The organism is Pseudoalteromonas sp. OOF1S-7, assembly GCF_022347765.1.
Classification (GTDB): domain Bacteria; phylum Pseudomonadota; class Gammaproteobacteria; order Enterobacterales; family Alteromonadaceae; genus Pseudoalteromonas.
In genome coordinates, this window is sequence record NZ_JAKRFZ010000003.1 from 469,440 (window position 1) to 495,334 (window position 25,895).

The window sequence follows — 25,895 nt, forward strand, 5'->3', positions numbered from 1 at the left end:
ATGAAACTGGTTAACTTAAAAGACGATACTCAGGTGGTATCCTTTATTGAGGCCGTTAAAACGGGGTTGGGTCGCAATCAGGGGGTGTTTTTCCCCGAAACGCTTGAGCCTTTGAATGACATTGGTGGCCTGCTGGCACAGCCTTTTGCACAGCGCAGCGCGGCTATCCTGAAACACCTGATCGGAGATGAGTTACCTCTGGACTCATTAGAGAGCATGTGTGAGCAGGCATTTGATTTTCCTGCGCGCTTAGTTGAAGTTGAAAAAAATAAATATTGCCTTGAGCTATTTCATGGCCCGACGCTGGCCTTTAAAGATTTTGGCGGACGCTTTATGGCGCAATGCATTGGTGCCTTTAGTCAGGGAGAGCGGGTCACCATTCTCACCGCGACCAGCGGCGATACCGGGGCGGCGGTAGCCCATGCCTTTTATCAGATGCCGGGCGTGGATGTGGTGATCCTCTATCCACAGGGGAAAATCTCACTGGCTCAGCAAAAACTGTTCACGACGCTGGGTGAAAACATCCATTGTTATGCGGTAGAAGGCAGCTTCGATGACTGTCAGGCACTGGTAAAACAAGCCTTCCTGGATGATGAGTTTAAGCAGACTTTAGGTCTGAACTCGGCCAATTCAATTAACATCAGCCGTTTGCTGGCCCAGGTTTGCTACTACTTTGAGGCATTTGCCCAGCTTAACGCGGCTCAGCGCCAGCAGGTTCATGTTTCTGTGCCCAGTGGTAACTTCGGCAATGTGTGTGCTGCCATGATTGCCGCCGCACTGGGATTGCCGGTAAAACGCCTCAGTGCGACCACCAACCAGAATGACACTGTGCCCCGTTATCTGGACTCAGGTCAGTGGCAGCCGAATGCGACTTTAGAGTCTATTTCCAATGCGATGGATGTGAGTAAACCTAATAACTGGCCTCGGGTTGAGTCTATGTTGGAACAAGGGCATTTCCCCAAGTATGAATTTTATTCACGTTCTGTGTCTGAAGAGAGAACGCAGCAAGTGATGCGTACGGTGGCAAAAGCCGGGTACGTGACAGAGCCTCATACTGCAATTGCCTATGAAGGGCTACTGTTAGACGGTCAGCCCGAAGAAACCGGGATTTTTCTGGCGACGGCACACCCCGCCAAATTCAGAGAAACGGTGGAAGCAGTGCTGGAGCAGGCGATAGAGATGCCAGAGGCGCTGGCAACGGCGCTTGAAAAACCCTGCCTGGCTGAACCTTTGTCAGCCGATTATGCTGCCCTCAAGCTGGCCGTGTTGGCGCGTCTGACACGTTAAAGCCTAGTAAGCTGCTTTGCTGGTGACCCTCTGAGGCATCAGCAAAGCGCATTCAGTAGATTTCAATTTGAAATGTAATTTCACATTTTAATAAAAAATCTAAATGTTTAAATAAAAAAATATCATCCCCCAAACACTGTGAAATAAATTCAATCCTTGATTAAATAGGCTCACGCCGATTTCATAGGCAAATGGCCGCAATTTGCGTACAATCAAGCCTTCAAAAACCAATCTTACGTGTACCTAGGAGACACCATGTTAGAACGTAACATGAATATTGCAGATTTTGACCCTGAACTAGCTCAAGCGATCCAGTCGGAAACAACCCGTCAGGAAGAGCACATCGAGCTTATCGCATCTGAAAACTACTGTAGCCCGCGTGTACTTGAGGCTCAGGGGTCACAGTTAACCAACAAATATGCTGAAGGTTATCCGGGTAAGCGCTACTACGGTGGCTGTGAGCACGTTGACGTGGTTGAGCAACTGGCGATTGATCGTGCCTGTGAACTGTTTGGTTGTGACTACGCAAACGTTCAGCCACACGCGGGTTCTCAGGCAAATGCCGCGGTTTTCCAGGCACTGCTTCAGCCGCACGACACCGTTCTGGGCATGAGCCTGGCACACGGTGGCCACCTGACACACGGCTCTCACGTGAATTTCTCAGGTAAGACGTACAATGCGATTCAGTACGGCCTGAATGAAGAAACGGGCGAAATTGACTACGCGCAAGTAGAAGCGCTGGCATTAGAGCACAAGCCAAAAATGATCATCGGTGGTTTCTCGGCATACTCAGGTATTGTTGACTGGGCTAAGTTCCGTGAAATTGCAGACAAAGTAGGTGCTTACCTGCTGGTTGATATGGCACACGTTGCTGGTTTGGTTGCGGCAGGTATCTACCCAAGCCCAATCCCACACGCACACGTTGTTACTACGACTACCCACAAAACTCTGGCGGGTCCTCGCGGTGGTCTGATCCTTTCTGCATGTGGCGATGCCGACATCTATAAAAAGCTTAACAGCGCGGTTTTCCCGGGCGGTCAGGGTGGTCCTCTGTGTCACGTGATTGCAGCCAAAGCCGTTGCATTCAAAGAAGCTTTACAGGACGACTTCAAAGCTTACCAGACGCAAGTGGTTAAAAACGCCCAGGCTATGGTGGCTGTACTTCAGGAGCGTGGCTACAAAGTGGTTTCTGGTAAGACTGACAACCACCTGTTCCTGCTGGACTTGATCGACAAAGACATCACAGGTAAAGATGCCGACGCAGCGCTTGGCCGTGCCAACATCACGGTTAACAAGAACTCAGTACCTAACGATCCGCGTTCTCCGTTCGTTACTTCAGGTCTGCGCATTGGTTCACCGGCAATTACCCGTCGTGGCTTTAAAGAAGCTGAAGCAAGTGAGCTGGCTGGCTGGATCTGTGATGTACTGGACAACATCGAAGACGAAACAGTACAGGCGCAAGTGAAAGAAAAAGTAAAAGCAATCTGCGCTAAACTGCCTGTTTACGCATAAATCTCAGTTACCACAGAGATATGACAGAAGGCTGCCCTACTCAGAGCGGCCTTTTTTATGTGCACCATAAGGTACTATCTTGATATACTTCCGGCAATTGGCTCAATTTGCATCGTGACACAATCACTGCAACTTGAGTGTTTGTCAGTTTTTCATAGTGAGCGTTTATGCACTGTCCATTTTGTACTGCAAAAGAAACCAAAGTGATTGATTCACGGTTAGTCGGCTCGGGCCACCAGGTTCGCAGGCGGCGTGAGTGTATTTTATGCCATGAGCGCTTTACCACTTTTGAAGGTGCTGAGCTGGTGATGCCCAGAGTTATCAAGCAAGATGGCTCCAGGGAGCCGTTCAACGAAGATAAGTTGCAAAATGGTCTGCATCGTGCGCTGGAAAAGCGTCCGGTAAGCACAGAGCAAATTGAAGAAGTGGTGCATCAGATCAAGTCACAATTGCGTGCTACAGGGGAGCGAGAAGTGCCCAGTCAGCTGGTGGGTGAGTGCATTATGGAAGCGCTGAAAAAACTCGATAAAGTGGCCTATGTACGTTTTGCGTCGGTCTATCGTTGTTTTGAAGACGTAAAAGAGTTTGGCGAAGAAATTGCCCGGCTGGGGGATGAATGAGTTTTACACAGGCCGATCAGACTTATATGGCACGGGCCATTGAATTGGCGCAGCAGGGCCGTTTTACCACCACCCCAAACCCCAATGTGGGCTGCGTCATCGTCAATGACGGCGAGATTGTCGGAGAAGGCTTTCATTTACGTGCCGGTGAGCCTCATGCCGAAGTGCATGCCCTGCGAGAAGCTAAAGTGCGCGCTCGTGGTGCAACAGCCTATGTCACGCTTGAGCCCTGTAGCCATTACGGCCGTACTCCCCCGTGTGCAAAAGGTCTGATCGAAGCCGGAGTGAGCAAAGTCATTGCTGCTATGGTCGATCCTAACCCTGAAGTGGCCGGGCGGGGATTGGCGATGCTCAATGAGGCTGGAATAGAAACAGCCTCCGGATTGCTGGAGCAACAGGCCCGAGCACTGAACAAGGGATTCTTAAAGCGCATGGAGCAGGGGCGTCCCTATGTTGTCTGTAAACTCGCTGCCAGCCTGGACGGTAAGACCGCACTGGGGAATGGTGAAAGTAAGTGGATCACAGGGCCTGCGGCGCGACGAGATGTACAGCTGGGTCGGGCGCAAAGTTGTGCGATTTTGAGTGGTGCGGACACAGTACTGGTTGATGATGCCCGGCTCAATGTACGCTCAGAAGAGTTGACGGATATTGTCCGCCCCGTAGAGCAGTGGCGGCAGCCTGTGCGAGTGATCATCGACTCGCAAAATCGCCTGCACCCGGATCTGGCGTTGTTTAAAACCCCTTCTCCTGTCGTTATTTTACGCTCAGACCTTGATAATCAGCACAACTGGCCACATTTCGTAGAGCAAATTAAAATTAATACCCGGGCAGGCAAAATTGACCTGCAAGCGGCGCTGGCCACTTTGGCTGAGCGCAATATTAATCAGATCTGGCTGGAGGCGGGGGCGACGCTGGCAGGTGCCATGCATCAGCAAGGCTTGATTGATGAGTATTTGATTTATCTGGCGCCCAAGATCATTGGTACGGATGGCAGAGACTTATTTAACAGTGCACCGCTTTCGTCGATGAGCCAGATCACTGAATTACAGATAGCAGAAATCACACCGATTGGGACCGATATTCGTATCACCGCACACAAACAACAAGGTAAGTAAGACATTATGTTTACAGGTATCATTGAAGCAACGGGCACGTTGACCGAGCTAACGCTCAAGCAAGGTGATCTCAGCGTGCGGGTTAGCAGCACAACACTGGATATGAATGATGTGCAGCTGGGCGATAGCATTGCGACTAACGGAGTGTGTTTGACCGTGGTTGAAAAGTTTGCTGATGGCTTTCGTGCCGATGTATCCAATGAAACACTGAAGCTGACACGCTTCGGTGAGTACCGGGTTGGACAAAAAGTCAATCTGGAAAAGGCGCTGCAGCCAGTCTCTCGGCTCGGTGGGCATCTGGTCTCGGGTCATGTTGATGGCATTGCCGAAGTGGTTGCCGTACAGCCCAATGCCCGTGCCACAGATTACTGGCTCAAAGCGCCTGCGCAACTAACGAAATACATACCCTATAAAGGATCGGTGGCCATCGATGGTGTTAGCCTGACAGTAAATGACCTCGATGGCGATAAATTCAAGTTGACGATTGTGCCGCATACCGCACAGGAAACCATCATTACTGATTTTAAGGTAGGGACCTTGATCAACCTCGAAGTGGATCAGATAGCACGTTATCTGGAAAGGTTGATCCAGGGCGAATCGGCTGCGACGCAGCAATCTACTCTCACAACCAGCTTGCTGGCCAAAGCTGGCTTTATTAAATAACTTGCCAATAACGCACTTACTAACGGGAAGATTATGAGCTTAAACAGCGCACAAGAAATCATCGATGATATCAAAGCCGGTAAAATGGTGATTTTGATGGACGATGAAGACCGGGAAAATGAAGGCGATCTGATCATTGCGGCAGAGCATATCACGCCAGAAGCAATTAACTTTATGGCGACCTACGGCCGTGGCCTGATCTGTCTGACAATGACACAGGAGCGTTGCCAGCAGCTTGACTTACCGCTGATGGTAAAAAATAACGGCGCTCAGTTTTCAACCAATTTCACGATGTCTATTGAGGCCGCGAAAGGCGTGACCACAGGTATTTCGGCAGCAGACCGTGCTCGTACAGTGCAGGCGGCCGTTGCTAAAGGTGCAGTGCCAGAAGACATAGTGCAGCCAGGTCATATCTTCCCGATCATGGCACAACCCGGTGGGGTATTGACTCGTGCAGGCCACACCGAAGCGGGTTGCGACTTGGCACGTCTGGCGGGTCTTGAACCATCCTCTGTGATTGTTGAGATCCTCAACCCGGATGGCACTATGGCGAGGCGTCCTGAACTGGAAGTATTTGCCAAAGAGCACGGCATTAAAATTGGCACCATTGCTGATTTAATTGAGTATCGTAATCTCAATGAAACGACCATTGAAAAAGTGGCACAATGCAAGTTACCGACTGAATACGGCGAGTTTGATTTGGTCACTTATAAAGACACGATAGACAACCAGTTGCATTATGCATTGCTTAAAGGTGAAGTGAGCGGCGATGATGCCACGTTAGTCAGAGTACATCTGCAGAGTACATTTAATGATACGCTGCTGTCCGACCGCAGTGCCGATCGTAGCTGGACCTTGCATGGGGCAATGAAATACATCGCCGACAATAATGGTGTGCTGGTTATCCTGGGTAAACAAGAAAAAACCGAAGACCTGGAGCAGCTCGTGAAAGCGTTTGCAGCAGAAGACGCAGGTGAGAAACCCAATTATCGCAAGTTTCAGGGGACCTCCAGAACCGTAGGTGTTGGTTCGCAAATCCTCGCTGATCTGGGGATCAGTAAAATGCGCCTGATGAGTTTACCGAAAAAATATCACGCACTTTCAGGCTTCCACTTAGAAGTCGTCGATTACGTAGAACCTCAATAATTTACGAATAACAGCACGAGCGCCTGGCAGGGATTTCCCTGTAGGCGTTTCGTCTTTTTCTATGCTATTATGCGCCTCAATTTGGCAATTGCTTATACTAGATTAGGAATCATCTAATGAAAATCATCGAAGGTAATAAATACGCACCGGGCAAGAAATTTGCCATTGTCATCTCTCGTTTTAACGATTTTATCGGCAGCAGCCTGTTAGACGGTGCGGTTGATGAGTTAAAGCGCACGGGTGGCGTAAAGGATGAAGACATCACTGTGGTGTATGTACCGGGTGCGGTAGAATTACCTTTGGCGGCAAAGCGTGTTGCAATGAAGAAAGAACACGATGCCATCATTGCATTAGGTGTCATCATCCGTGGTGGTACGCCTCATTTTGACCTGGTTGCAAATGAGTCAAACAAAGGTCTGGCGAGCGTATCTCTGGACTACGATATCCCGGTTGCCTTTGGTGTGTTAACCACCGAAAGTATTGAGCAGGCCATCGAGCGCGCGGGAACCAAAATGGGCAACAAGGGTGGCGAAGCTGCACTTGGTGCACTAGAAATGGTTAACGTGTTAGAGCAAATTTAAGAGGAATCTCAGTGAAACCAGCAGCTAGACGTAAGGCGCGTGTCCTTGCCCTTCAGGCAGTATATTCTTGGCAGCTAAGTGGCAACCCCATTGCTGATATCGAACAGCAAATGCTGATCGAAAACGACGTTTCAAAGGTTGATGTCGAGTATTTCAAGGATCTGGCACGTGGTGTTGCAGTAAACTGCAAACAGCTAGATGAATTGATGACACCGCATTTATCTCGTCCATTTGACGACCTGGATATGGTTGAGAAAGCCGTACTGCGCGTCAGCATTTACGAGTTAAAATTCCGCGAAGACGTCCCATACAAAGTCGCCATTAACGAAGGGATTGAGCTGGCGAAAATGTTTGGTGCCGAAGACAGTCACAAATTTGTCAACGGCGTACTGGACAAAGCGGTTAAGATAATCCGCAAGTAATCGAGACCGTGAGGAGAGCCGGCATAGGCCGGCTTTTTTAATGTATGAAGGAATTTGAGTTAATCAACCATTACTTCAAGGGACGCGGCATTGCGCGTCGTGATGTAAAGGTTGGCATTGGTGATGATTGTGCCATAGTAACGGTTCCTGAAAAGCACCAACTTGCCATTACCACAGACACCCTGGTTGCCGGTGTACATTTTTTTGACGATATTCCACCCAGAGCATTAGGTCATAGAGCCTTAGCTGTCAATCTCAGCGATTTGGCTGCTATGGGGGCTGAGCCGACTTGGATCTCCATTGGGTTGACCTTGCCCGAAGTCGATATGGACTGGCTGGAAGCGTTTACCGAAGGTATGCATGAGATTGCGGAATACTATAATGTGCAGCTGATCGGCGGAGATACCACTCAGGGTCCACTGACTATCACCATTTGCGCGAAAGGGATCATTCCCAATGACAAGGCACTGACACGTTCTGGCGCCAAAGTGGGTGACTGGATCTATGTTACGGGCGAGCTGGGTGATGCCGCACTGGCTATTGAAGCGCGTAAGCGCCAGATCCCGCTTGGTGATAAGCAATTGAAACGGCTTGAAGAGAAACTGCATTTTCCCACACCCAGAGTCGCTGCGGGGCAGGTTTTACGTGGCATGGCAACAGCTTGTATTGATATTTCAGATGGCTTAGTCGCTGATTTACAGCACATCCTGAATAAGTCTGCCGTGGGGGCCATTGTCAACATTGAGGATGTGCCGGTATCACCTATTATGCAGCAGCTTCAACCCGATGCTTTGCGTCGCGAACTGAGCCTGGCGTATGGCGATGATTACGAGCTTTTGTTTACCGTTAATGACAGCAACAAAGGGGCTGTCGAGGCCCGGCTGCGTCAGTATGGAGTCGAGCCTGTTTGTATAGGTCAGATCACGGCCTCTGTGGGCAAGCTTGAGCTGCTCAATACGGGTGAAAAGTGCCCATTGCCGCGCAGCGGCTATCAACATTTTTAATGAGGAGCAGGTTTGAATAAGCCGTTATCATTCAACCTTAAACGCCCACATCACTTTTTGGCTTTGGGGTTTGGTTTAGGACTGGCACCTAAAGCCCCGGGTACCTTCGGTACTTTGGCGGCACTTCCTTTTATTTTGCTGACAATGGGTCAACCCCTGTGGTTGCAAGTGACGCTGGCTATGGTGATAAGCCTGGCTGGCTTTTGGATCTGTGGCAAAACGGCGCGAGATGTCGGTGTACATGATCATCCTGCGATTGTCTGGGATGAAGTTGCCGGGTTTTATATAACCATGGTGGGGGCTGCAATTAGCTGGCAGTCTTTGCTGGTCGGCTTTTTGCTGTTTCGCTTTTTCGACATCGCAAAGCCTGGTCCTATCCGACTGTTGGACAGAAAGCTCCATGGTGGATTAGGGATCATGGCGGATGATTTGCTTGCCGGGATATTTTCATTGATTTGTCTGCAAGCTTTGTTTAAAACAGGGGTCCTGGGCGGCTAATTTAATTACGGGTACTAAGAGGGAGCCTATGCGTTTAATACTTCTACTGTTGCTGTGCATGTTCACCACAAGTGTGAATGCGGCAATTAATGATTATGTTGTTAAACAGTGGAGTATGCAAAATGGGCTGCCGTCGCAAAGTATCAAAAGTGTGGTTCAGGATCAGCAGGGATATATCTGGCTGGGCACACAATTTGGACTGAGTCGCTTTGACGGCTTGCAGTTCAGTAATTACACAACACAAAACAGTGACTTTTTGGACAGTAACGCGGTTAACAAGCTCTTTGTTGACCGCTTTGGAATGTTGTGGATTGGTACCCGCAGAGGGGTGACCCGGTTAAATCCGCAAACCCTGCAGGCGGAGCGCTTTGAAGTCCAGGGTGAAGTCAGAGATATTCTTGAAGATCATAACGGCAATATTTGGGTTGCGGCAAATGGCTTATACTATGTGTCGGCCAAACGCCTGACGTTAGCAGAAAATAACCTCGACAGTAAAAAACTGTCGCTTACACATATCAGCCAAATTGTTGGTTCAGTGACCAAGATGACGTCCTCTGAGCAGGGGATCTGGCTGGTCAATGAACGTCATTTGTTGCGGATCAGTGAGTCTCAATCCATGGGCTCTAATGACATGCGACTGGAACTGTCCAGCAAAATTTCATTGCCACGCCAGCTGGCTCAAACCAACATTCATGATCTTGCCTGGATAGATGGCAAGCTTTTTCTGGCCTCTCAGTTAGGCGCTTATTTTCTCGATTTTGACGAAGTACTGAGGCGCTACGATGAGATTGGCAACAATGCGACCTATAAATTCCTCAGCGATCAACAAGGTGGCATGTGGGTCTCTACTTATGGTCGGTTACTTTACAAAGAAAGTGGTGGCCAGTGGCAGTATGTAGAGCTGGCGCAGCTTGATCAGGGGATCTGGTTCACCGATATCTTCATCGATAATGACTCAAATGTGTGGATGGCCAGTATTAATGAAGGTCTTTGGCTGGCCCACGCTGGCAGAGTGGAGCGTTTTGCCGTAGGGTCTCAGCGGGAGCAGGCCATTTCAGCTATAACACAAGACTTGCAGGGGAATGTTTGGGTTGCAACCCGTGAAGGTGTGGGGCGATTGGACAGCAGCGATAATTTTGAGCCTGTGATCAGCGCCGACCAGCTCAAAGGCGTCGAAATTCATGACATGGAGTTCATAGGCGAGCGCTTGTTTCTGGGCACCGGCCGCGGCGTGGTGATTTATGAGGACGATAAATTACTTGCTATCCCTAATCGTGAGTTTCGCCAGACTCAGGTCTTTACTCTGACTCCCTCCAATCAGGGGGGCTTGTGGCTGGGCACTGGACGTGGCCTGTACCGGCTCGATTATAGTGGCCTGACCCCCTTTACCTATAATGCTTTTCTTGGTAGCCAGTTTATTACTTATGTTGTTGATTTTCCTAGGTTTGGTTTTATTGGAACCGATAAAGGGGCCTATAAATACAATGAACGGGGAATTGAAAAAATTGGCGGGCAGACCTCGCTTGAATCCGCCTATGTAACCAGTATTTTGCACGTTGAAGGCAGCGCCACATTGGTGGGGACCTTCTATGACGGGCTCTATTATCGTAGTCAGGATGGAGACTGGCATCAGCTTGATGCCTCTCATGGCTTACCTTATGGCCCTATCTTGTCTCTGCACTTCGATAAAACCCAAGAGCTGGTGTGGGTCAGTACTATGAAAGGCGTGTATCGGATGCCGATCGCACAGTTTAATGAGGCTGTGCAAAACCTCCAGGTTGAGCAAGTGATTAATCCTTTTGACCGACAGCTGGATGGCGTCCCCAGTCAGTGCTGTACCGGCTTGGGGCACGATGCTGTGGTAGAGCAGGATGATTACCTGTTGTATCCCAGCCTGCAAGGCATCGTGCGGATCCCGAAAAAAGTACAGTTATTCAGTGCTGCTGAGCTGGCACCTAAGTTTGAGAGCATCGCGACTGCTTACCGAAACCTGACTCCGGACAGGCTGGAAGGCCCGGTTGAACTTGATACCAGCGAACGCGACCTGACTATTCGCTATACTGCCATCGACTTCTATGCACCACAGAGTATCGAGTTTCGCTATAAACTGGAAGGTCATGACGCGCAGTGGCGCGATGCGCAATCGCGACGCGAAGCCATCTATACTAACTTACCGCCAGGCGATTTTACCTTCCTGCTGCAGGTGAAACGACGCGGCCAGGACTGGCAACAGGCACATAACCTGTCGCTCAATCTGCAATTGCCTCAACGTTTTGATGAAACAGTCTTTTTCCGTTTGATTATCACCTGTGGCTTTATGTTTTTGTTCTATCTGGTGTTTTGGGTTTTTCGTACCCAGGAGCGACGCAAACAGGCGGCGCTGGAGGCGTTGGTAGCAGAACGCACCACTGAGCTGAGAAAGGCCAATGACAAACTTAATCAGGTGAATACGCAGCTAAAACTGGTCAGCCATTCCGATGAACTGACCGGGTTGCGCAGTCGCCGTTTCTTGTTTGATCAGCTGCCCAAGGATATTGAACATTATCAGCGCAATGCCCAGTCACTGCGTCAGCAGGATAAGAGCCTGGTGTTGATGATCCTGAATATCGATAGTTTCAGCAAAATCAATGATGCCTATGGCCCGATTGGTGGCGACAGCTGCCTTCAGCAACTGGCCACTTTGCTCAATACACGCACTCAGGGATCGGATTATGTGGCACGCTGGAGTGGCGATGAGTTCTTGTTGCTATTGCGAGACTTTAAATGCTCTGAAGTTGAGCGCTATGTCAGTGAACTATGTAAAGCCATTGCACAGTTTGACTTCAAATTACCCAATGGTAAATCGCTGAATCTGAGTGTTTCTGTGGGTTGGTCATTTTATCCACTGCCCTTATTGGGTGGCCAAGTGATCGGTTGGGAAGCGTCCGTTAACCTGGCAGATATTGCATTGCATGAAGTGAAACAGCGTGGCGGAGATGGTGCGGCAACCATTACGTTTGATGAGCAACTTGATGCCTTTGAATTTGAACAGAGCCAGAATGTAGAATCACAACTGCAACTGCTGCAGTCGAATGGTCTGGCAGAAGTGAAAGTGTGGATGCGTTAGCCTGCTATGTCGTTTTCATTGTCTCTAAGCATGAAAAAACGAATAAACCAGGTCGAGTATTGAGTAATTATCAACGGATATTATAAATTTAACTACTTTTAATTTGAAATGAGATAAATATAATATACTCTCTATATATCGAGCTTAATTAACTTAGAAAATTCTAAATTCAACAATCTATGAGAGTAATCCAATGCGTGAAATAAGATCTTTTATTAAGACTGCAAGTTACAGTGATTTGAATAAAGCGCTGGAGCTGATCCAAGCTGCTATTGATGAGCAGGCAAAACAGGAAGAAGCCAAAAAAGAAGTCTTGGCACTGATTAAAGAAAAAGGATTGTCTTTAGAAGATTTTGCAGCGGAAAGCGCAACGGATAAGCGTAGCAAAGTGCGTCCAAAATACCGTATTGAAAAAGACGGTGAAGTATTTGAGTGGACAGGCCGTGGTAAAACACCAAAAGCATTTGTTGGTGTTAATTTAGAAGATTACAAAATCTAATTGTGATCTCGCATAAGCCAGTTGCACTTTTTTGCAGAAGTGGCTGGCTTATCTTATTTAAGAGTATCCCGGCTGGGCACTTACCCTATAACTTGTCTCCTCCCATCGTTATCAAAATCCTTATTCATTAATATTGTCAGGTGTTCCTATTTACACGCTAAGGCCTTATCAAGAAGAAGCTGTCGCCAATACCATTGCACACTTTAAAAAATCGAATGACAGTGCCGTAATTGTACTACCAACCGGTGCAGGTAAAAGCCTGGTGATTGCACAGCTGGCCAGGCTGGCTAAACATAAAATTCTTGTGATGACTCACGTCAAAGAGCTGGTTGAGCAAAATGCACATAAGTATCAAAGCTATGGCTTGACTGCGAGTATTTACTCAGCCGGATTAAACCAAAAGGACCTGACCCATCAAGTGACATTCGCCAGTGTGCAGTCACTGGCTCGCAATATAGAAGCGATAGATACTTTTTATTCGTTACTGATAATTGATGAGTGTCACCGGGTTAGTGGTGAGCAAGATAGTCAATATATGGCTGTGATTGAGCGTTTGCGGCAATTTAATCCGGCGTTAAAAATACTGGGTTTGACTGCAACCCCGTATCGGCTTGGCAGTGGCTGGGTGTATCATCGTCACTACCATGGTTTCGTTCGGGGTAGTGAAGATAGCCCATTTCGTCGCTGTATTTATGAGCTACCGCTGCGTTATATGATTAAGCATGGTTATCTGACGCCGCCGAATAAACTCGACCCGGCCATAGAGAATTATGATTTTTCTGCACTTACCAGTAATGCGTTTGGGCGCTATAGTGAGGCAGATATGAATCAGCTGTTACAAAATAATACCCGGGCGACCAAAAGTATTATTAATCATGTGGTTTCGCTCAGCAAAGAGCGCCACGGGGTGATGATTTTTGCGGCAACAGTATTGCATGCCAAAGAAATCATGGGTTATTTGCCTGCACCGCAGACGGCGCTGGTGATTGGCGATACGGATAACCGGGAGCGCGATGATATTATCGCGGCATTTAAGCGTCGTGAAATAAAATATCTGGTCAATGTATCGGTATTAACGACAGGGTTTGACGCGCCTCATGTGGACGTGATTGCTATTTTGCGGCCCACAGAATCGGTGAGTTTATACCAGCAAATTGTGGGCAGAGGCTTACGCCTGAGTGAAGGTAAAAAGGACTGCCTGGTGGTCGATTATGCTGCCAATGAATTTGACTTGTTTCATCCTGAAGTCGGCAGCAAAAAGCCTGACTCAGACAATGAACCTGTCCAGGTGCTGTGCCCCGGCTGTGGCTTTGGCAATATTTTCTGGGGTAAATACGATGAACAGGGGCGAGTAATTGAGCACTTCGGCCGACGTTGTCAGGGGCTATTACAGGATGACGAAGGCAATGAGCAGCAGTGCGACTACCGTTTTAAATTCAAAGAATGCGACAACTGTGGCGCCGAAAATGACATTGCGGCACGCCAGTGCCACAGTTGTGGCGTGATGCTGGCAGATCCCGACGACAAGCTGCGTGCGGCGCTCAATCTGAAAAACGCCATGGTGATCCGCTGTAGTGGTCTGAGCGGTGAAGTGGTTAAAGCTCAGTTGCTGAAAATAACCTACTTTGATGAGGACGGGGCAAGCGTGAGCGAGGTGTTTGATTTTGCAAAACTGGCTAGCCGGCACCATTTTGTTCGTCAGTTTGCCAAGCATTGCCGCAGTGGCGTGAACGTGAAAGCGTGGACAGAGGCTGCGCAAGTGGATACCACTTTACTGTCGGCGCCCGATTTTGTGATTGCCCGACAACACAAGAAGTATGGCTGGCAGGTAACAGAAAAGATTTTTGATTACCAGGGCAGTTATCGTACAGCGGATAAAAGCTAATGCAGAGCACTTTGGGCTCTGCATCCCTCAGCTCCGAGTGTTATTCGGCGAGTATTCCCCACCCGTCACCATAGCCTTCGTGGCTGTTGGCGATAGATTCCAGATATTGCTCGGTCTGGCTTAAGAGCTGGTGATCCGGCACCATAGTGACAGAAGTAACGACTTCCCATACACCGGTATCCGGGCAGGTATCCAGTTTGGTTTTGGGTGCCAGCTCATCAGCGGCAATGGCACGCATAAAACGCTCTGCGTCGGCCTTTTGTTCGAACAAAATAAAAAAATCGATGCTGTGCATCTGAGTGAGATCGACACCGGCGGCGGCTATTTCAGACAGAAGCTGGCCGTTGTCATCATCAGGGAATTGCATAATCGTACTCAAGTTAATATAGCTGGGGATATTGTCCGCTATCCAACACAAAATAAAAAGCACTGAGGGCAAAAATTTACGCCTAAGCGCATAAAAATAACGCACTGCCAAAGTGCTTCTCGCCATGTCAGTGTTATCTTGCTGTGGTATGATAATGCCAATGTGAATTATAGGGTTATTTAGTGCGTTTATCTGCGTTTAGTGCCATCCTCGTTGCGCTGCTTTTTTCATTTCAGTCCTGGGCCAGTCCCCCATCTGGTATCACAGAGTTTACCATCCACAGTGCGTCAGGCAGCACTGAATTAACGGATGAAGCTCGTGACAATGTGATGCGGTTGTTAGCTTCATATGTAGGCAAGCCATTCACGCCGCGCAGGAAAAAGCTCATAGATAAAGACGTGACCAAGGCGTTGCAGGCACTGGGATACTATCAACATACGCTCTCTCTGGCTTTTGACTCTCAGACACGTCGCGTTACTTTAGAGCTGGACCCGGGTGATGCCTGGCGCTGGGATCAGGTCGAAATCTCCCTACAGGGCATTGACGATGGGGCACTGCGTACCCGTTTGCTGAGCGGGGCTATCCAGGTTGGTGAACAAGTCAGGCATGACCGCTATGAAGCCACCAAAGCGCAGATCGAAAGCTTGTTGCTGGAGCTGGGTTACTTTGATTTTCAGTGGCTAAAAAAACAGCTTAGTGTGGACAAAGCACAGCAACAGGTTTCTGCGACCTTAGTGTTGTCGGCAGGCCAGCGTTATCGCTTTGGCGCGTTACGATTGTCAACGCAGTCTAAAGCGATTGCGTTTGCACAAGCGCTGAGCCCATTTCAGCCGGGGGAGTTATATGCTGCAGATAAGTTGTCGCAATACAATCTGACGCTCAATGAAACGCCGTATTTTCAGAGTGTGCGCGTTTACCCGTTACTCAAAGCCAGACAAAACGGCGAGGTGCCTATTCGTGTTGAGCTGGTCGATAAGCCAGCCAACAGCTATGAAGTGGGTGGAGGATACAGCACGGATTTAGGGGCAAAAGCGCGCTTTAAATGGAGCAAACCCTGGATCACCCAGGGCGGACATTCGATGACTTCAGATCTCAATGTGTCGCAGCGTCAGCAGGATATCAGTGCGGCTTACACCATTCCGGTGAACGACCCAAACAGCGATGTGTTTCGCATCTTAGGGGGGTATCAGTTACAGGACGACCTCACTGAAGGGGTCGATACTAAGACCTGGAACATTCAGGTTCAGCGTCAATGGCTGACGTCCGGCAACTGGGTTCGCACTGCGTTTTTAAAGCGAGAGCATGAAACCAGTGAGCAGGGAGGTGAAACACTCAAGACCGAAATGCTCATTCCGGGGATCAGTTATGCGAAAAAACAAAGTCAGGGTGGCATGCTGCCATACTGGGGCAATGAGCGACTGATCTCGATTGAGCTGGCCAGCGATTCACTCATATCTTCCACGTCTTTACTCAAGGTGCGATGGAAAAATGCCTGGCTGCGAAATCTGGCGCAGCGACACTTTTTTCTGACGCGCCTGGAAGCCGGTGCCATTGTTACGGATGATATCTCGGCCGTGCCATTTAATATGCGCTTTTTCGCCGGTGGCGATCAGAGTGTACGCGGCTTTGCCTATCAGTCTGTGGCACCGCGTGATGAAGAGGGAAACCTGCTTGGGGGTAAATATCTTGCGACTGCCAGCAGCGAGTATAATTATCAGTTTTTACCCAACTGGCGTGTTGCCCTGTTTGTGGATACCGGTACGGCAACGGATGATTTTAAAGACAAGTGGGCCGTGGGGGCGGGGTTTGGATTGCGTTATCTGACGCCGGTCGGGCCTATCCGGCTTGATCATGCCTGGGGGCTGAGTAAAGACAGTAAAAGCACGCGTTTAAGTATTGTGATTGGACCGGAGATGTAATGGGATTGAAAATCTGGCTGCGCCGAATTAGCTATGCTGTTGCAGGCGTGTTTGTAACCGTCTTTTGTCTACTGTTTACCTTACCCGGTCACCAGCTTATTGTGTGGGTGGCCAATCACAGTGTGCCGGGGTTGCAGGTCAGCTCGCCTCAGGCGCGTCTGTTATCCAATGCGGTACTGGATATTCGTTTTGAGCACGAGCAGCTGAACTTTCGTGCGCGCCGGATGAGCCTGTCACTGGATTGGTTTAGCTGCGCTACCCTGTGCCTGTCTGGCAGTGCCGATAAAATAACGCTGCATCTGGCAGAGCAGGGCCGTGAGCCACCTGTGCCAGCGCAACCAGAGCCTGTTGCTGAGACAACCCCTTTGTCAGTGCCCTTTTCCATTGCAATCAAACAGCTACGCCTGGGTGGGGCAGACATTAAGGTCGCCGGACACCAGATCAACCTGACTAAGCTGGCGCTGGCAGCCAGTGCCGATGAGCAGGGCATTCAGGTTAGCAAGCTTGCGCTGCGCAGCGTGCAGATCCGACAAACTGAAGCGCCGGCACCTGCTGAGCCTTTTGAAGTGCCAACAGAAATTCCGGCATTGGCGCTGCCCGCCATACAGCTCCCCATGGCCATTAACCTGGAACAACTCATCGTGACAGAGCTGGGTTATCATCCCTATGAGGGAGACAGTCAGACGTTGAAGCAGCTTCAGCTCAGTGCAGATGCCAGACAGTCCAGGTTGTCGGTACGTTATTTGTCACTGGCTTATCTCGCCCATCAGCTGGCGCTCACAGCGCAGGCAGACTTGAGCAGCTGGACAGTGTCAGGGGCACTGGATTATCAGCACCCCGATTACCAGAGCAACCTTACATTCAGCGGCGATCTCAGGCAACTTGAGCTGGCGGCCACAGTTGCCGGTAATGCACAGGGTAAAGTTGCTTTAAGTGTGAGTCCGGTGCAGCCAAACTGGCCATTCTCTCTGGATGTGCGCGCTGAACAGTTCGCGCTTGGCACAGAGCACAGGTTACAACAATTAACGCTCAGTGCAGCAGGCACGGCGGATGACTATCAGCTTACTGCGAATGCCGATGTGGCGCTGAGCGAGCAGCTGGCGCTGGCAGATAATCAGCTCACAGTGCAGCTGGCTGCCAGCGGTGGTCTTAGCGCATTGACGCTGCAAAAAGCCGCACTGGGCCTGGGGGAAGCGCACACCCAACTGAGCGCTCAGGTAAGTTGGCAAGACGGGATCCGCAGCCAGCTTCAGGGCAAGCTGCATGCATTGCCCTTAGGTGCCTGGCTGGCGCTCGATGAAACTCAGCTGTCGGGCGCTTATCAACTTGAATTTGAGCAGCATGGTGACCAGTGGCAGGCACAGGTTAACGAGCTGACCCTTAGCGGACAGCTGGCTGCTTTGCCACTGCAGCTGATTGCACAGGGCAAAGTGAACAGCGACTTACATGGCGAGCTCCAGGCTGTCCGGCTCAGCTATGGACAGAGTCAGATCATGGTGTCTGGCACCGCCGATCAGCAACTGGACTTGCAAGGCGAGCTGCAACTAGCGCACCAGCACAATGCACTGATGCCGGCGGATATTCAGTTATCCGGGCAGTTCAGTGCAAGCGGGCCGGTTGATAGTCCAAAACTGACGCTTAACAGCCAGCTTGGCAAACTGGGTTATCAGGATACCTCAATCGACAGCGGCACACTGGAACTGAGTCTGGATATGGCTCGAAACTGGCTGACCGATCTTTCCTTGTCTTTGTCTGCGGTGACCGTGGGTGAATTGAGCGCAACGGACCTTAGCGTCACAGCACAGGGCGATCAAAGCCAGCATCAGCTAAATGTGCAGGCCGACAATACCGATGGCAGCGTCGAGCTGACCCTGAGCGGTCAGTATGCTCAGCAAGCCTGGGCAGGCCGGATTGATGCTGGACGCTTGAACCTGAAAAACAGTGAGCTGGCGCTGGTGTCTCCGGCGGCGGTTATCGTCAAAGCTGGGCAGGTACAAGTGGCTCGCCAGTGCTGGACGCTGTCACCCGGGCAGATCTGTTTTGCGGCGCAGCATGGCACTCAGGGCCAGGCCAGCGTTGAGGTGCAAGAATTGGATCTGACGCATTTTAATCCACTACTTAGCGATCTGGCGAACCTGCAAGGTCAGTTATCTGCTAATGCCAGCGCAGCCTGGTCGCAGGGCCAGTTACAGGCGCTGGATGGCAAGCTGGCAATGTCGGATGCTCAGGTTACCCTGTATGGTGCCGCGGCAGAGCAGCTCAGCGACAACGAGGATAACATTGCCCCGACGTTACCGCTTGAAATTGAAAACTTTTCACTGGCACTGAATAGTGATGCGCAGCAGGCCAAAGCGGACTGGCAGCTGGCGCTCAGGAAACTAGGGCACTTTAATGGTGAGCTGGTCATGCCACTACAGGCCGAGCCTCAGACTATGCGCGGTTTTGTGAACATAGCCGGCATCGAGCTTGGTAAATTCCGCCCGCTGTTACGGCGCTTGTTATGGCCAGATCTGGAACTGGGCGGCACCATTGCCGGTCAGGTTAACATTGACGGTGCTTTGGCTCAGCCGCAGCTCAGTGGTCAGCTCAGCGCCACAGATATTCAGCTTAAGGCCAGTGAAATTCCCGTCGCCATCAGCGACCTGGACCTGGACGTGCAATTGCAAGGCCAGCGGGCTCAGCTAACTGGTCAGCTGAATACTACACCGCGAGGGCAGGTTGCACTCAGTGGTGAGCTTGACTGGCAGTCATCTATGGTTGCAGCGCTCAAACTCAATGGTGAGCGGCTGACACTGATGCCGCAGCCCGGCGTGGTACTGGATATCTCTCCGGATCTGTCACTGCGTTATAACGGCCAGTATGGTGAAGTAACCGGTGCGGTGACTGTCCCTTATGGGCGGATTGAAATTGCAGAATTACCGCAAGGGGTGATCGCCGTCAGTGACGATCAGGTGATAGTCGATGGCGCCAGCGCCGCTCAGCCAAATCAGATGATGGACTATCGCCTCGACCTGGATGTGCGTTTGCTGGATGATGTCAGGGTCAAGGCGATGGGACTGGATGCTTATCTGACAGGTGAGCTGTCTTTGGAAAAGCAGCTTGCGTCGGCCCTGTTGGCCAGTGGCGAGATCAATCTCAGAGAGGGTCAGTATAAAGCCTTTGGCCAGGACCTGAGTATCGAGACGGGTCAGCTGGGCTTTAATGGTCCGCTTGACAAGCCTTACATCAATGTACGGGCTATCCGTAACCCGGATACCACGGCGGATGGGGTGATTGCGGGTGTCGAAGTGAAGGGCAGTATTCGCAGCCCTGAGCTGGTGATTTATTCGCAGCCTGCGATGGATCAGGCCCAAGCACTGGCTTACCTGCTCAATGGTCAGCCACTGGGCGAGGGCGAAAGTAACAACAATACCATGCTGGCCCAGTTTCTGTTGTCGCAGAGTATAGACCGCAGTAAGGGTTACCTTGCCAAAGCGGGCGAAACGATAGGGTTCCAGGATGTGAATCTGGCGGCCAAGGGGAGCGGAGATGATACTCAGGTCGAAGTGTCGGGTTATCTCACACCCAGTGTTCAGGTCAGTTATCGGGTTGGAGTGTTTGCGTCGCTCAGTGAGGTCGCGGTGCGCTATCGGATATTTTCAAAGTTTTATATTGAAGCCACCAGCGGTTTGTATAAAAGTATTGATCTGCTTTATAAGTTTGATTGGGACGAATAATGCGCCGCTTTTTGTTGCTACTGATGCTGTGTGCCTCGGGCGCTGTGGCAGCGGCTGAACCTCAGCCACTGGAGATCCGGGTGACTGCTGGTGCCGACCCCTATGTGACACAGCTGCTTGAACTAGCACTGTCTTACCAACCCAGACCCGTGATATTAAAACCGGTTGCCGGGATCCCAACGCAAAGTCGGGCAGTGCGATTGCTTGGTAAGCCGTCGGGCATTGATGTATTTTGGTCGGTCACCAGTCGGGCGCGTGAACAGCAGGCGCTGGCCGTGCGTATTCCGCTGGTAAAAGGCCTGCTGGGGTATCGCGTGTTATTTATTGCAGCCAGCCGGGCCGCCGATTTTGTCGATATTAAACACTGGGGGCAGTTACAGCCTGTGTTGTTTGGGCTGCGCCACGACTGGCCAGACAGAGTGGTGTTTGAGCTTAACGGGTTACAGGTGGTGGCATTTCACGACACCGCAAAGGCGATGAGTATGCTCAGCAGCAAGCGCCTGGATGTGGTGCCGCTGGATATACTCGCCGCGGGCGATTTCTCTTCGCGCAGCGATATTATGGTGCAACCTCAGCTGCTGATCCATTACCCGTCAGCCGTCTATCTGTTTGTAGATAAAGCCAATACATTACTCCACGCATTATTGCAACAGGGCCTTGAACAGGCAATTGCAGATGGTTGCTTCGAGTGGCTGTTTCGCCGTCACTTTGCGAGGCAGCTTGAACAGCTGGATCTGGCAGGGCGCACACGACTGAATTTATCGAATCCGACTTTGTCTGCCGAGACACCTTTGTCACGGAGCGAACTGTGGTATCAACCAGGAAAATACAATGACAATAATAACACGCAAACCAACAAGACTGAGCATGGCAGCCCTGTTGCTCCTCACCCTCACTGCCTGCCAGTCAAGCCCTGAACTGGCCAGTACTGATAAGACATCCTCAGCGTTAACTGGCCTATCTCCCGCTGACATCATTGCACAGGCCAGCGAGACGGACTGGCGCACTGTCGAGCCGGAGCATATCCTCAAAATCACCCTGCCAGGTGGCCCGGTTTATGTTGAGCTGAATTCAGAGCTTGCACCGGGACACGTGAGCAATATCAAAGCGCTGGCACGCGAAGGTTTTTATCAGGGGCTGTCGATATACCGGTTTGTTGAAGGCTTTGTCGCACAGGGGGGAGACCAAAGTGATGAGAAGCGCCCTGTAATCGGTAAAAAAACCATCCCTGGTGAGTTTTATCTGGAAACGGCCAAGCCTTTGGAGATCACGAGCTTAAACCTGGTCGACGGATATGCACCACGTAGCGGGTTTTTACATGGATTTGCTGTGGCACAAAACGACAAGGGGACACGCACCTGGCAGACTCACTGCCCTGGCGCCTTTGCCATGGCACGGCAGAATGATGCCGACAGCGGCGGGACTGAGTTCTACTTTACGCTCACCGCACAGCGTTATCTGGATTTAAATACCACGGTTTTTGGCCGGGTGTTAGCGGGTATGGAGCATGTTCAACGATTACAACGACAGCCCCAGGGCAACCTGCCTTTTAACCCTATTCTGGCGGTTGAGGTACTGGCGGACATTGAGAAGACGGACAAACAGCGTTTTCGGGTATTTAACACCGAAAGTCGTGCTTTTCGGGCTTTGCTTGCTGCGCGTAAAAACCGTCCGGAAGCCTGGTTTTTACACCAGGCCAATCACACCGATGTGTGTGCCGTTAACGTGCCGGTACAGGCCTTTACTGGCGATTGATCCGCACGTTGAAGGCGGTCTGATTTTGCTCGCTGGAGCGAAATGGATTGATATCCAGGCCGCCACGGCGGGTATAACGGGCGTATACTTCCAGCTTACTGGGGTTGAGCGCGCGCAGCAGATCGCAGTAAATGCGCTCAACACACTGCTCGTGGAACTCGTTATGATCGCGAAATGAGATCAGGTAACGCAGCAGCGACTCCCGACAGATTTTTGCGCCCTCATAACGGATCACGATACTGGCCCAGTCTGGCTGTGAGGTGATCAGGCAGTTCGACTTAAGCAAGTGGCTGTGCAGGGTTTCACTGACCGGCTCGTCGCTTTGCAGCGCCAGCAGGCCATCGCGCGGGCTATAATCATCTACCGTGATATCTAACTCATCGATACAATCGCCCGGCAGCGCTGAAAATGGCAGGCAATCGTGGTCGTCGGGGCCATACAGCGTCACTGCCACGTCGCATTTAGCTGCTGCGGATAAATCTTGTTGCAAGGCATCGCGTACGGCATCAAAGCTGTCAAACTTGCTCTGATTAAAACTATTCAGATAGAGCTTAAAGGATTTGGACTCGATAATGTGGCTGCTCTGACAAGGGAATACAAATCGCGCGATAGCCACCTGAGGTTTGCCTTTTGAGTTCAGCCAGGACAACTCATAGCCGTGCCAGATGTCTTCACCAAAAAACGGCAATGCCTGCTCGTCTACGGCTATCTGATCGCGGTTGAGTTTACGGGCGATAGGGTGCAGCAGGCTGGGGTCATACTGACTGGCGTATTCTGTGGTTTTACCCAGCACAGAAGCTTTTAACTCCGGGGCGTTATTGTAGTCTGTCATGTTGATCCATTAGTAGTTACAATGGCAACGATTATAGCGAATAATGAGCGAGAATAGCAGTATGAGCGTGCGCACTTTGATCCTCGAACTTCACGAAAAATTTGCCAACTCGGTGCAGCAATCCCAGGGCCACTGGCCGCTGATCCAACATGACGAACAATGGCCCAGCCCGTGCGAAACCGGCGAGCCAAGGGGTGATGGTTTGATAGCCTGGCAGGTAGTGCCAAGAACTCCGGGCGGTGACTTGAATGCGCTGGCCAAAGCACTGGACACCCAGTTTAGCGCTGAACTGAATGACTTTTACGGCTCGGTTTATGGCGGCAATATACTGCTTATGCTGGAGGGAGAAGAAGTTGAGTTGTTGCAGGCCTGGAACGAAGCGGACTTTGAGCGTTTGCAGCAGAATATCACAGGCCATGTACTGATGAAGCGCCGCCTAAAACAAGCTGATACCGTTTTTATTGGCCTGACCGCACAGGAAGATGTATTGATCACTGTGCAGCTGAGCAGCGGAGAAGTGTGCCTTGAGCGTGTCGGCAAGGCACCACATTCCGTGCTGGCGCCGAGCCTGAGCGCATTCCTGAGCCAGTTAACGACACAGTTTTAAAGACCTGCCGGGTGATGCCCTCATCACCCCTTACTGAAAGTCCCAGGAAATATTAGAGACCAGTTCGCAGGCATTACACTTAAAATCGAAAATCCCAAACCAGGGTTCCTCCAATGCCCAGTGCTCACCGCATCCCGGGCACTTACGCGCCTTTTCCTGTGCCAGACTCTCGCCACCAACCCGGTATAAGTAGTAATAAACGGGCTTTTTGGTGAGATAGCGGATCCGCTTACTCAGGTCCAGCCCGCGACGGGTCAGATCACTGTCCAGGCTGGTAAGCTCGTTCAGAGCGGCAAACTCGCAGCGTGTGGCACCATTGATCTGGATCTGATCACAGGCTTGCCAGTCTTCCTGCCATTTGATTAATGCCTTGTAATCCCCGTTGGCGATGGCCGGGATTGTGTATAGCGGAACTGGCTGAAAATCGTCGCCACAATACAACGGGCTACAGGTGTGTACGTAGGTGGTGTAGAGAATAAAACTGGACGGAGAGTGGCACTGATCGGCGCCATTGGCGTGAATATCCTGACCAATCACTTTCACTTTCGGGGCCAGCAATCCCGCCTGTTGCAGTTGCTCTATGGCATGTTTGACAAAAGGACTATGATGCAGCGGATGCAAAGAGTCTTCAAGTGGACACATCACCCGGGTGATAAAGAACCCTTCCTTCAGCACGGTGGGGAATTCATCACCGATGATTTGGCCATTGAAACGCAAGGCATTAACCAGCCGGTTGATGGCCTGCTCGGCCAGTTCCAGAGTGGTGTCCTGGTAACAGTCAAACGTGAGATCAACCACAAACATATTAGCGAGACTCCAGCAGGGCGAGTAGTTTGTCCAGCTTAGCTTCAATGCGGTCCAGCTGAGTTTGGCCCGTTTCCTGGCTTGGCTGCGCGGCTTGCTCAGTTTGTTGTTCAAGTGTTGATAACAGCTCAGGGTTATTTTTGTACGCCGTCAGTCCCGCAATGATCAGGGGCATGGCGACAGGTTCTGCCAGTTTGGCTTTGGTGGTGGCAACGGTGGGGGTTTTGCCTTGCGCAACGAGTGCGGTAATTGCGTTCAAAACTGCAGGATGCATAAAGCGGCCTCTGGAAAATAAAACTCACTGCATTGTATCACCTTAGCCGCCGGAACATCACCAGTAAAACGAGGCCCAGCTCAGCGCGCGGCAGCATGAAAGATGGAGTAAAGCACCAGTGACAGGCAGGGAGCAGACGTACGTGGTATTTTACCGGATATGCTTGCGCGCTACCTTATCGTTGGTGGCCCCTTATCGCAATCGTGCGTCAAGTTCGTCAATGACCTCACTCCACTCAGCATCCTCTCTAAGTGATTCTTCAATAAAGTGTTTTTGTCCTTCATTCCAAAATGGCGCTTCTGCCAGCAGCATATCACTGGGCAGGCTGTGCTGACTAAAAAATGCTTCCATACCGGCATTGCTGTTGTCCAGCCCGAGTTGAGCAAATAAGTTTTTCAGATTATGTGCACTGGTGTCCATATGCCCCTCTTATTGTTTGAAAAGTGCGCTATAACTATAGTAGATTTACGACACCGACCTAGTAAATTTTGTCGGATAATCACAACAACAAGACAAGGAAACGCCATGAATAACCCGGCCCCCAGCGCACAATTAACCATTAAACACTTACTCCCTGAAGACAGTACCGTAGCGGCCAGCCTGCTCTACAGGGCATACCATGATGATAAGTTATTTAAAGATGTTCTGGGTGGCTCGGATGAGCAAACCTATGAGTCACGTTTACGAGCACTGATCCGTGAAGAGTTGTCTTGTTTTGGCCAGTCGGCCCAACCTTTGATTGGGCTATATCAGGAACATGCTCTGCTTGCAATTGCCTGCGTGTTTGAAGCGCAAACTGAGCTGCAAGCATCGCGTCGCTGGGACTGGCGGTTAAGATTGATGATGAGTGCCGGGTATCTGCAAACGCAACAATTAATAGACAAGGAAAAAACCATTCGAGAAGCGCTGGCGGATCAGGGACACTATTATTTTTTATCCTTTATCGCGGTTGAGCCACATTATCAGAGCCAGGGGTTGGGGCATCATTTGTTGGACGCTTTGGACGAGTTGGTCAAAGAAAACCCCCTTGCAAGTGGCTTGGGTGTGTTTGTCTCAGAGGCTGTTCAGAATACTTTCTTTCGCCAGCATGGGTATGAAAAACTTCGGGTTTTAACCTTTAAATCAGTTCAGGGTGAATTGCTGTTTAAGACTAGAGCCGCCATTATGGAAAAAGACCTGTGAGACTTTTCTCACATGGATGTAGGTGAAGGCGTTTTAGGCCTAGTGCTTTAACCCTTATTAGAAGTGTAAGTATTTGTATTTTATAGATTCGTTTTTTATTT

At 50.4% G+C, this 25,895-nt stretch carries 24 protein-coding genes; 19 read left to right on the forward strand and 5 right to left on the reverse strand.

Annotated elements, in window-relative coordinates; translation table 11 throughout:
• The 13 genes from thrC to MHN33_RS07005 all read left to right on the forward strand — a co-directional run bounded on the left by thrC (position 1) and on the right by MHN33_RS07005 (position 14,338).
• Positions 1-1,287: a threonine synthase gene (gene thrC / locus MHN33_RS06945; RefSeq protein ID WP_239397275.1), complete on the forward strand. Its 1,287-nt coding sequence runs from the start codon at positions 1-3 to the stop codon at positions 1,285-1,287.
• 255 nt (positions 1,288-1,542) lie between these two features.
• Positions 1,543-2,799, forward strand: a complete 1,257-nt coding sequence (gene glyA / locus MHN33_RS06950; protein WP_239397276.1) for a serine hydroxymethyltransferase — start codon at positions 1,543-1,545, stop codon at positions 2,797-2,799.
• Between the two features lie 167 nt (positions 2,800-2,966).
• Positions 2,967-3,419, forward strand: a complete 453-nt coding sequence (gene nrdR, locus MHN33_RS06955; protein WP_010382799.1) for a transcriptional regulator NrdR — start codon at positions 2,967-2,969, stop codon at positions 3,417-3,419.
• Positions 3,416-4,534, forward strand: coding sequence for a bifunctional diaminohydroxyphosphoribosylaminopyrimidine deaminase/5-amino-6-(5-phosphoribosylamino)uracil reductase RibD (ribD, locus tag MHN33_RS06960; RefSeq protein WP_239397277.1), 1,119 nt, complete (start codon positions 3,416-3,418; stop codon positions 4,532-4,534). The genes nrdR and ribD overlap by 4 nt, the downstream gene beginning before the upstream one ends.
• A 6-nt stretch (positions 4,535-4,540) precedes the next feature.
• A complete protein-coding gene (locus MHN33_RS06965) occupies positions 4,541-5,197 on the forward strand; it encodes a riboflavin synthase (RefSeq protein WP_239397278.1) in 657 nt (218 codons plus the stop codon).
• 33 nt (positions 5,198-5,230) lie between these two features.
• Positions 5,231-6,343 (forward strand): bifunctional 3,4-dihydroxy-2-butanone-4-phosphate synthase/GTP cyclohydrolase II, encoded by a 1,113-nt coding sequence (ribBA, locus tag MHN33_RS06970; protein WP_239397279.1) that lies wholly within the window; start codon positions 5,231-5,233, stop codon positions 6,341-6,343.
• 116 nt (positions 6,344-6,459) lie between these two features.
• The gene (gene ribE / locus MHN33_RS06975; protein ID WP_239397280.1) at positions 6,460-6,924 is read left to right on the forward strand and encodes a 6,7-dimethyl-8-ribityllumazine synthase; all 465 of its coding nucleotides are present in this window, start codon (positions 6,460-6,462) and stop codon (positions 6,922-6,924) included.
• Positions 6,925-6,935: 11 nt separating this feature from the next.
• Positions 6,936-7,346, forward strand: coding sequence for a transcription antitermination factor NusB (gene nusB, locus MHN33_RS06980; RefSeq protein WP_010382792.1), 411 nt, complete (start codon positions 6,936-6,938; stop codon positions 7,344-7,346).
• 44 nt (positions 7,347-7,390) lie between these two features.
• Positions 7,391-8,350, forward strand: a complete 960-nt coding sequence (gene thiL, locus MHN33_RS06985) for a thiamine-phosphate kinase (RefSeq protein ID WP_239397281.1) — start codon at positions 7,391-7,393, stop codon at positions 8,348-8,350.
• Positions 8,351-8,362: 12 nt separating this feature from the next.
• A complete protein-coding gene (locus MHN33_RS06990) occupies positions 8,363-8,848 on the forward strand; it encodes a phosphatidylglycerophosphatase A (RefSeq protein ID WP_239397282.1) in 486 nt (161 codons plus the stop codon).
• Between the two features lie 28 nt (positions 8,849-8,876).
• Positions 8,877-11,954 (forward strand): ligand-binding sensor domain-containing diguanylate cyclase, encoded by a 3,078-nt coding sequence (locus MHN33_RS06995; RefSeq protein ID WP_239397283.1) that lies wholly within the window; start codon positions 8,877-8,879, stop codon positions 11,952-11,954.
• A 193-nt stretch (positions 11,955-12,147) separates the two neighbouring features.
• Positions 12,148-12,453 (forward strand): H-NS histone family protein, encoded by a 306-nt coding sequence (locus tag MHN33_RS07000; RefSeq protein WP_239397284.1) that lies wholly within the window; start codon positions 12,148-12,150, stop codon positions 12,451-12,453.
• 133 nt (positions 12,454-12,586) lie between these two features.
• On the forward strand, positions 12,587-14,338 hold the full coding sequence (locus tag MHN33_RS07005) for a DEAD/DEAH box helicase family protein (RefSeq protein WP_239397285.1): 1,752 nt from the start codon (positions 12,587-12,589) through the stop codon (positions 14,336-14,338).
• A gap of 40 nt (positions 14,339-14,378) precedes the next feature.
• On the opposite strand, the gene MHN33_RS07010 is transcribed toward MHN33_RS07005, so the two are convergent.
• Positions 14,379-14,705: a ribonuclease E inhibitor RraB gene (locus MHN33_RS07010; RefSeq protein WP_239397286.1), complete on the reverse strand. Its 327-nt coding sequence runs from the start codon at positions 14,703-14,705 to the stop codon at positions 14,379-14,381.
• A 182-nt stretch (positions 14,706-14,887) separates the two neighbouring features.
• Between MHN33_RS07010 and MHN33_RS07015 the strand changes: the two genes are divergently transcribed.
• From MHN33_RS07015 to MHN33_RS07030, 4 genes are read left to right on the forward strand one after another with little or no spacing between them, the layout of a single operon-like run.
• On the forward strand, positions 14,888-16,624 hold the full coding sequence (locus MHN33_RS07015; protein WP_239397287.1) for an autotransporter assembly complex family protein: 1,737 nt from the start codon (positions 14,888-14,890) through the stop codon (positions 16,622-16,624).
• On the forward strand, positions 16,624-20,340 hold the full coding sequence (locus tag MHN33_RS07020) for a translocation/assembly module TamB domain-containing protein (RefSeq protein WP_239397288.1): 3,717 nt from the start codon (positions 16,624-16,626) through the stop codon (positions 20,338-20,340). The genes MHN33_RS07015 and MHN33_RS07020 overlap by 1 nt, the downstream gene beginning before the upstream one ends.
• Positions 20,340-21,257, forward strand: a complete 918-nt coding sequence (locus MHN33_RS07025; RefSeq protein WP_239397289.1) for a transporter substrate-binding domain-containing protein — start codon at positions 20,340-20,342, stop codon at positions 21,255-21,257. The genes MHN33_RS07020 and MHN33_RS07025 overlap by 1 nt, the downstream gene beginning before the upstream one ends.
• A complete protein-coding gene (locus tag MHN33_RS07030; RefSeq protein WP_239397290.1) occupies positions 21,172-22,095 on the forward strand; it encodes a peptidylprolyl isomerase in 924 nt (307 codons plus the stop codon). Before MHN33_RS07025 ends, MHN33_RS07030 begins: the two co-directional genes overlap by 86 nt.
• On the opposite strand, the gene queF is transcribed toward MHN33_RS07030, so the two are convergent.
• Positions 22,082-22,927, reverse strand: a complete 846-nt coding sequence (gene queF / locus MHN33_RS07035; protein ID WP_239397291.1) for an NADPH-dependent 7-cyano-7-deazaguanine reductase QueF — start codon at positions 22,925-22,927, stop codon at positions 22,082-22,084. The genes MHN33_RS07030 and queF overlap by 14 nt on opposite strands.
• A 61-nt stretch (positions 22,928-22,988) precedes the next feature.
• Between queF and syd the strand changes: the two genes are divergently transcribed.
• Positions 22,989-23,534 carry a SecY-interacting protein gene (syd, locus tag MHN33_RS07040; protein ID WP_239397292.1) on the forward strand — a complete coding sequence of 182 codons (546 nt, stop codon included), beginning with the start codon at positions 22,989-22,991 and terminating at the stop codon, positions 23,532-23,534.
• Positions 23,535-23,564: 30 nt separating this feature from the next.
• On the opposite strand, the gene MHN33_RS07045 is transcribed toward syd, so the two are convergent.
• The 3 genes from MHN33_RS07045 to MHN33_RS07055 form a co-directional block, all read right to left on the reverse strand.
• A complete protein-coding gene (locus MHN33_RS07045; RefSeq protein ID WP_239397293.1) occupies positions 23,565-24,338 on the reverse strand; it encodes a Zn-ribbon-containing protein in 774 nt (257 codons plus the stop codon).
• A gap of 1 nt (position 24,339) precedes the next feature.
• Positions 24,340-24,612: a hypothetical protein gene (locus tag MHN33_RS07050; RefSeq protein ID WP_239397294.1), complete on the reverse strand. Its 273-nt coding sequence runs from the start codon at positions 24,610-24,612 to the stop codon at positions 24,340-24,342.
• Positions 24,613-24,804: 192 nt separating this feature from the next.
• The gene (locus MHN33_RS07055; protein ID WP_239397295.1) at positions 24,805-25,032 is read right to left on the reverse strand and encodes a DUF2789 domain-containing protein; all 228 of its coding nucleotides are present in this window, start codon (positions 25,030-25,032) and stop codon (positions 24,805-24,807) included.
• A gap of 105 nt (positions 25,033-25,137) precedes the next feature.
• On the opposite strand from MHN33_RS07055, the gene MHN33_RS07060 reads away from it, so the two are divergent.
• Positions 25,138-25,794, forward strand: coding sequence for a GNAT family N-acetyltransferase (locus MHN33_RS07060; RefSeq protein WP_239397296.1), 657 nt, complete (start codon positions 25,138-25,140; stop codon positions 25,792-25,794).
• The last annotated feature ends 101 nt before the right edge of the window (positions 25,795-25,895 follow it).

Excerpts from the sequence above, each read along its gene's own strand:
- ribD (WP_239397277.1), top strand. The coding sequence starts at position 3,416 with ATGAGTTTTACACAGGCCGATCAGACTTATATGGCACGGGCCATTGAA.
- MHN33_RS07060 (WP_239397296.1), top strand. The coding sequence starts at position 25,138 with ATGAATAACCCGGCCCCCAGCGCACAATTAACCATTAAACACTTACTC.
- ribBA (WP_239397279.1), top strand. The coding sequence starts at position 5,231 with ATGAGCTTAAACAGCGCACAAGAAATCATCGATGATATCAAAGCCGGT.
- ribE (WP_239397280.1), top strand. The coding sequence starts at position 6,460 with ATGAAAATCATCGAAGGTAATAAATACGCACCGGGCAAGAAATTTGCC.
- thiL (WP_239397281.1), top strand. The coding sequence starts at position 7,391 with ATGAAGGAATTTGAGTTAATCAACCATTACTTCAAGGGACGCGGCATT.
- nrdR (WP_010382799.1), top strand. The coding sequence starts at position 2,967 with ATGCACTGTCCATTTTGTACTGCAAAAGAAACCAAAGTGATTGATTCA.
- MHN33_RS07055 (WP_239397295.1), bottom strand. The coding sequence starts at position 25,032 with ATGGACACCAGTGCACATAATCTGAAAAACTTATTTGCTCAACTCGGG.
- MHN33_RS07050 (WP_239397294.1), bottom strand. The coding sequence starts at position 24,612 with ATGCATCCTGCAGTTTTGAACGCAATTACCGCACTCGTTGCGCAAGGC.
- MHN33_RS06965 (WP_239397278.1), top strand. The coding sequence starts at position 4,541 with ATGTTTACAGGTATCATTGAAGCAACGGGCACGTTGACCGAGCTAACG.
- syd (WP_239397292.1), top strand. The coding sequence starts at position 22,989 with ATGAGCGTGCGCACTTTGATCCTCGAACTTCACGAAAAATTTGCCAAC.
- MHN33_RS07020 (WP_239397288.1), top strand. The coding sequence starts at position 16,624 with ATGGGATTGAAAATCTGGCTGCGCCGAATTAGCTATGCTGTTGCAGGC.
- MHN33_RS07030 (WP_239397290.1), top strand. The coding sequence starts at position 21,172 with ATGACAATAATAACACGCAAACCAACAAGACTGAGCATGGCAGCCCTG.
- MHN33_RS07045 (WP_239397293.1), bottom strand. The coding sequence starts at position 24,338 with ATGTTTGTGGTTGATCTCACGTTTGACTGTTACCAGGACACCACTCTG.
- MHN33_RS07010 (WP_239397286.1), bottom strand. The coding sequence starts at position 14,705 with ATGCAATTCCCTGATGATGACAACGGCCAGCTTCTGTCTGAAATAGCC.
- MHN33_RS07025 (WP_239397289.1), top strand. The coding sequence starts at position 20,340 with ATGCGCCGCTTTTTGTTGCTACTGATGCTGTGTGCCTCGGGCGCTGTG.
- MHN33_RS06995 (WP_239397283.1), top strand. The coding sequence starts at position 8,877 with ATGCGTTTAATACTTCTACTGTTGCTGTGCATGTTCACCACAAGTGTG.
- queF (WP_239397291.1), bottom strand. The coding sequence starts at position 22,927 with ATGACAGACTACAATAACGCCCCGGAGTTAAAAGCTTCTGTGCTGGGT.
- thrC (WP_239397275.1), top strand. The coding sequence starts at position 1 with ATGAAACTGGTTAACTTAAAAGACGATACTCAGGTGGTATCCTTTATT.
- MHN33_RS07000 (WP_239397284.1), top strand. The coding sequence starts at position 12,148 with ATGCGTGAAATAAGATCTTTTATTAAGACTGCAAGTTACAGTGATTTG.
- glyA (WP_239397276.1), top strand. The coding sequence starts at position 1,543 with ATGTTAGAACGTAACATGAATATTGCAGATTTTGACCCTGAACTAGCT.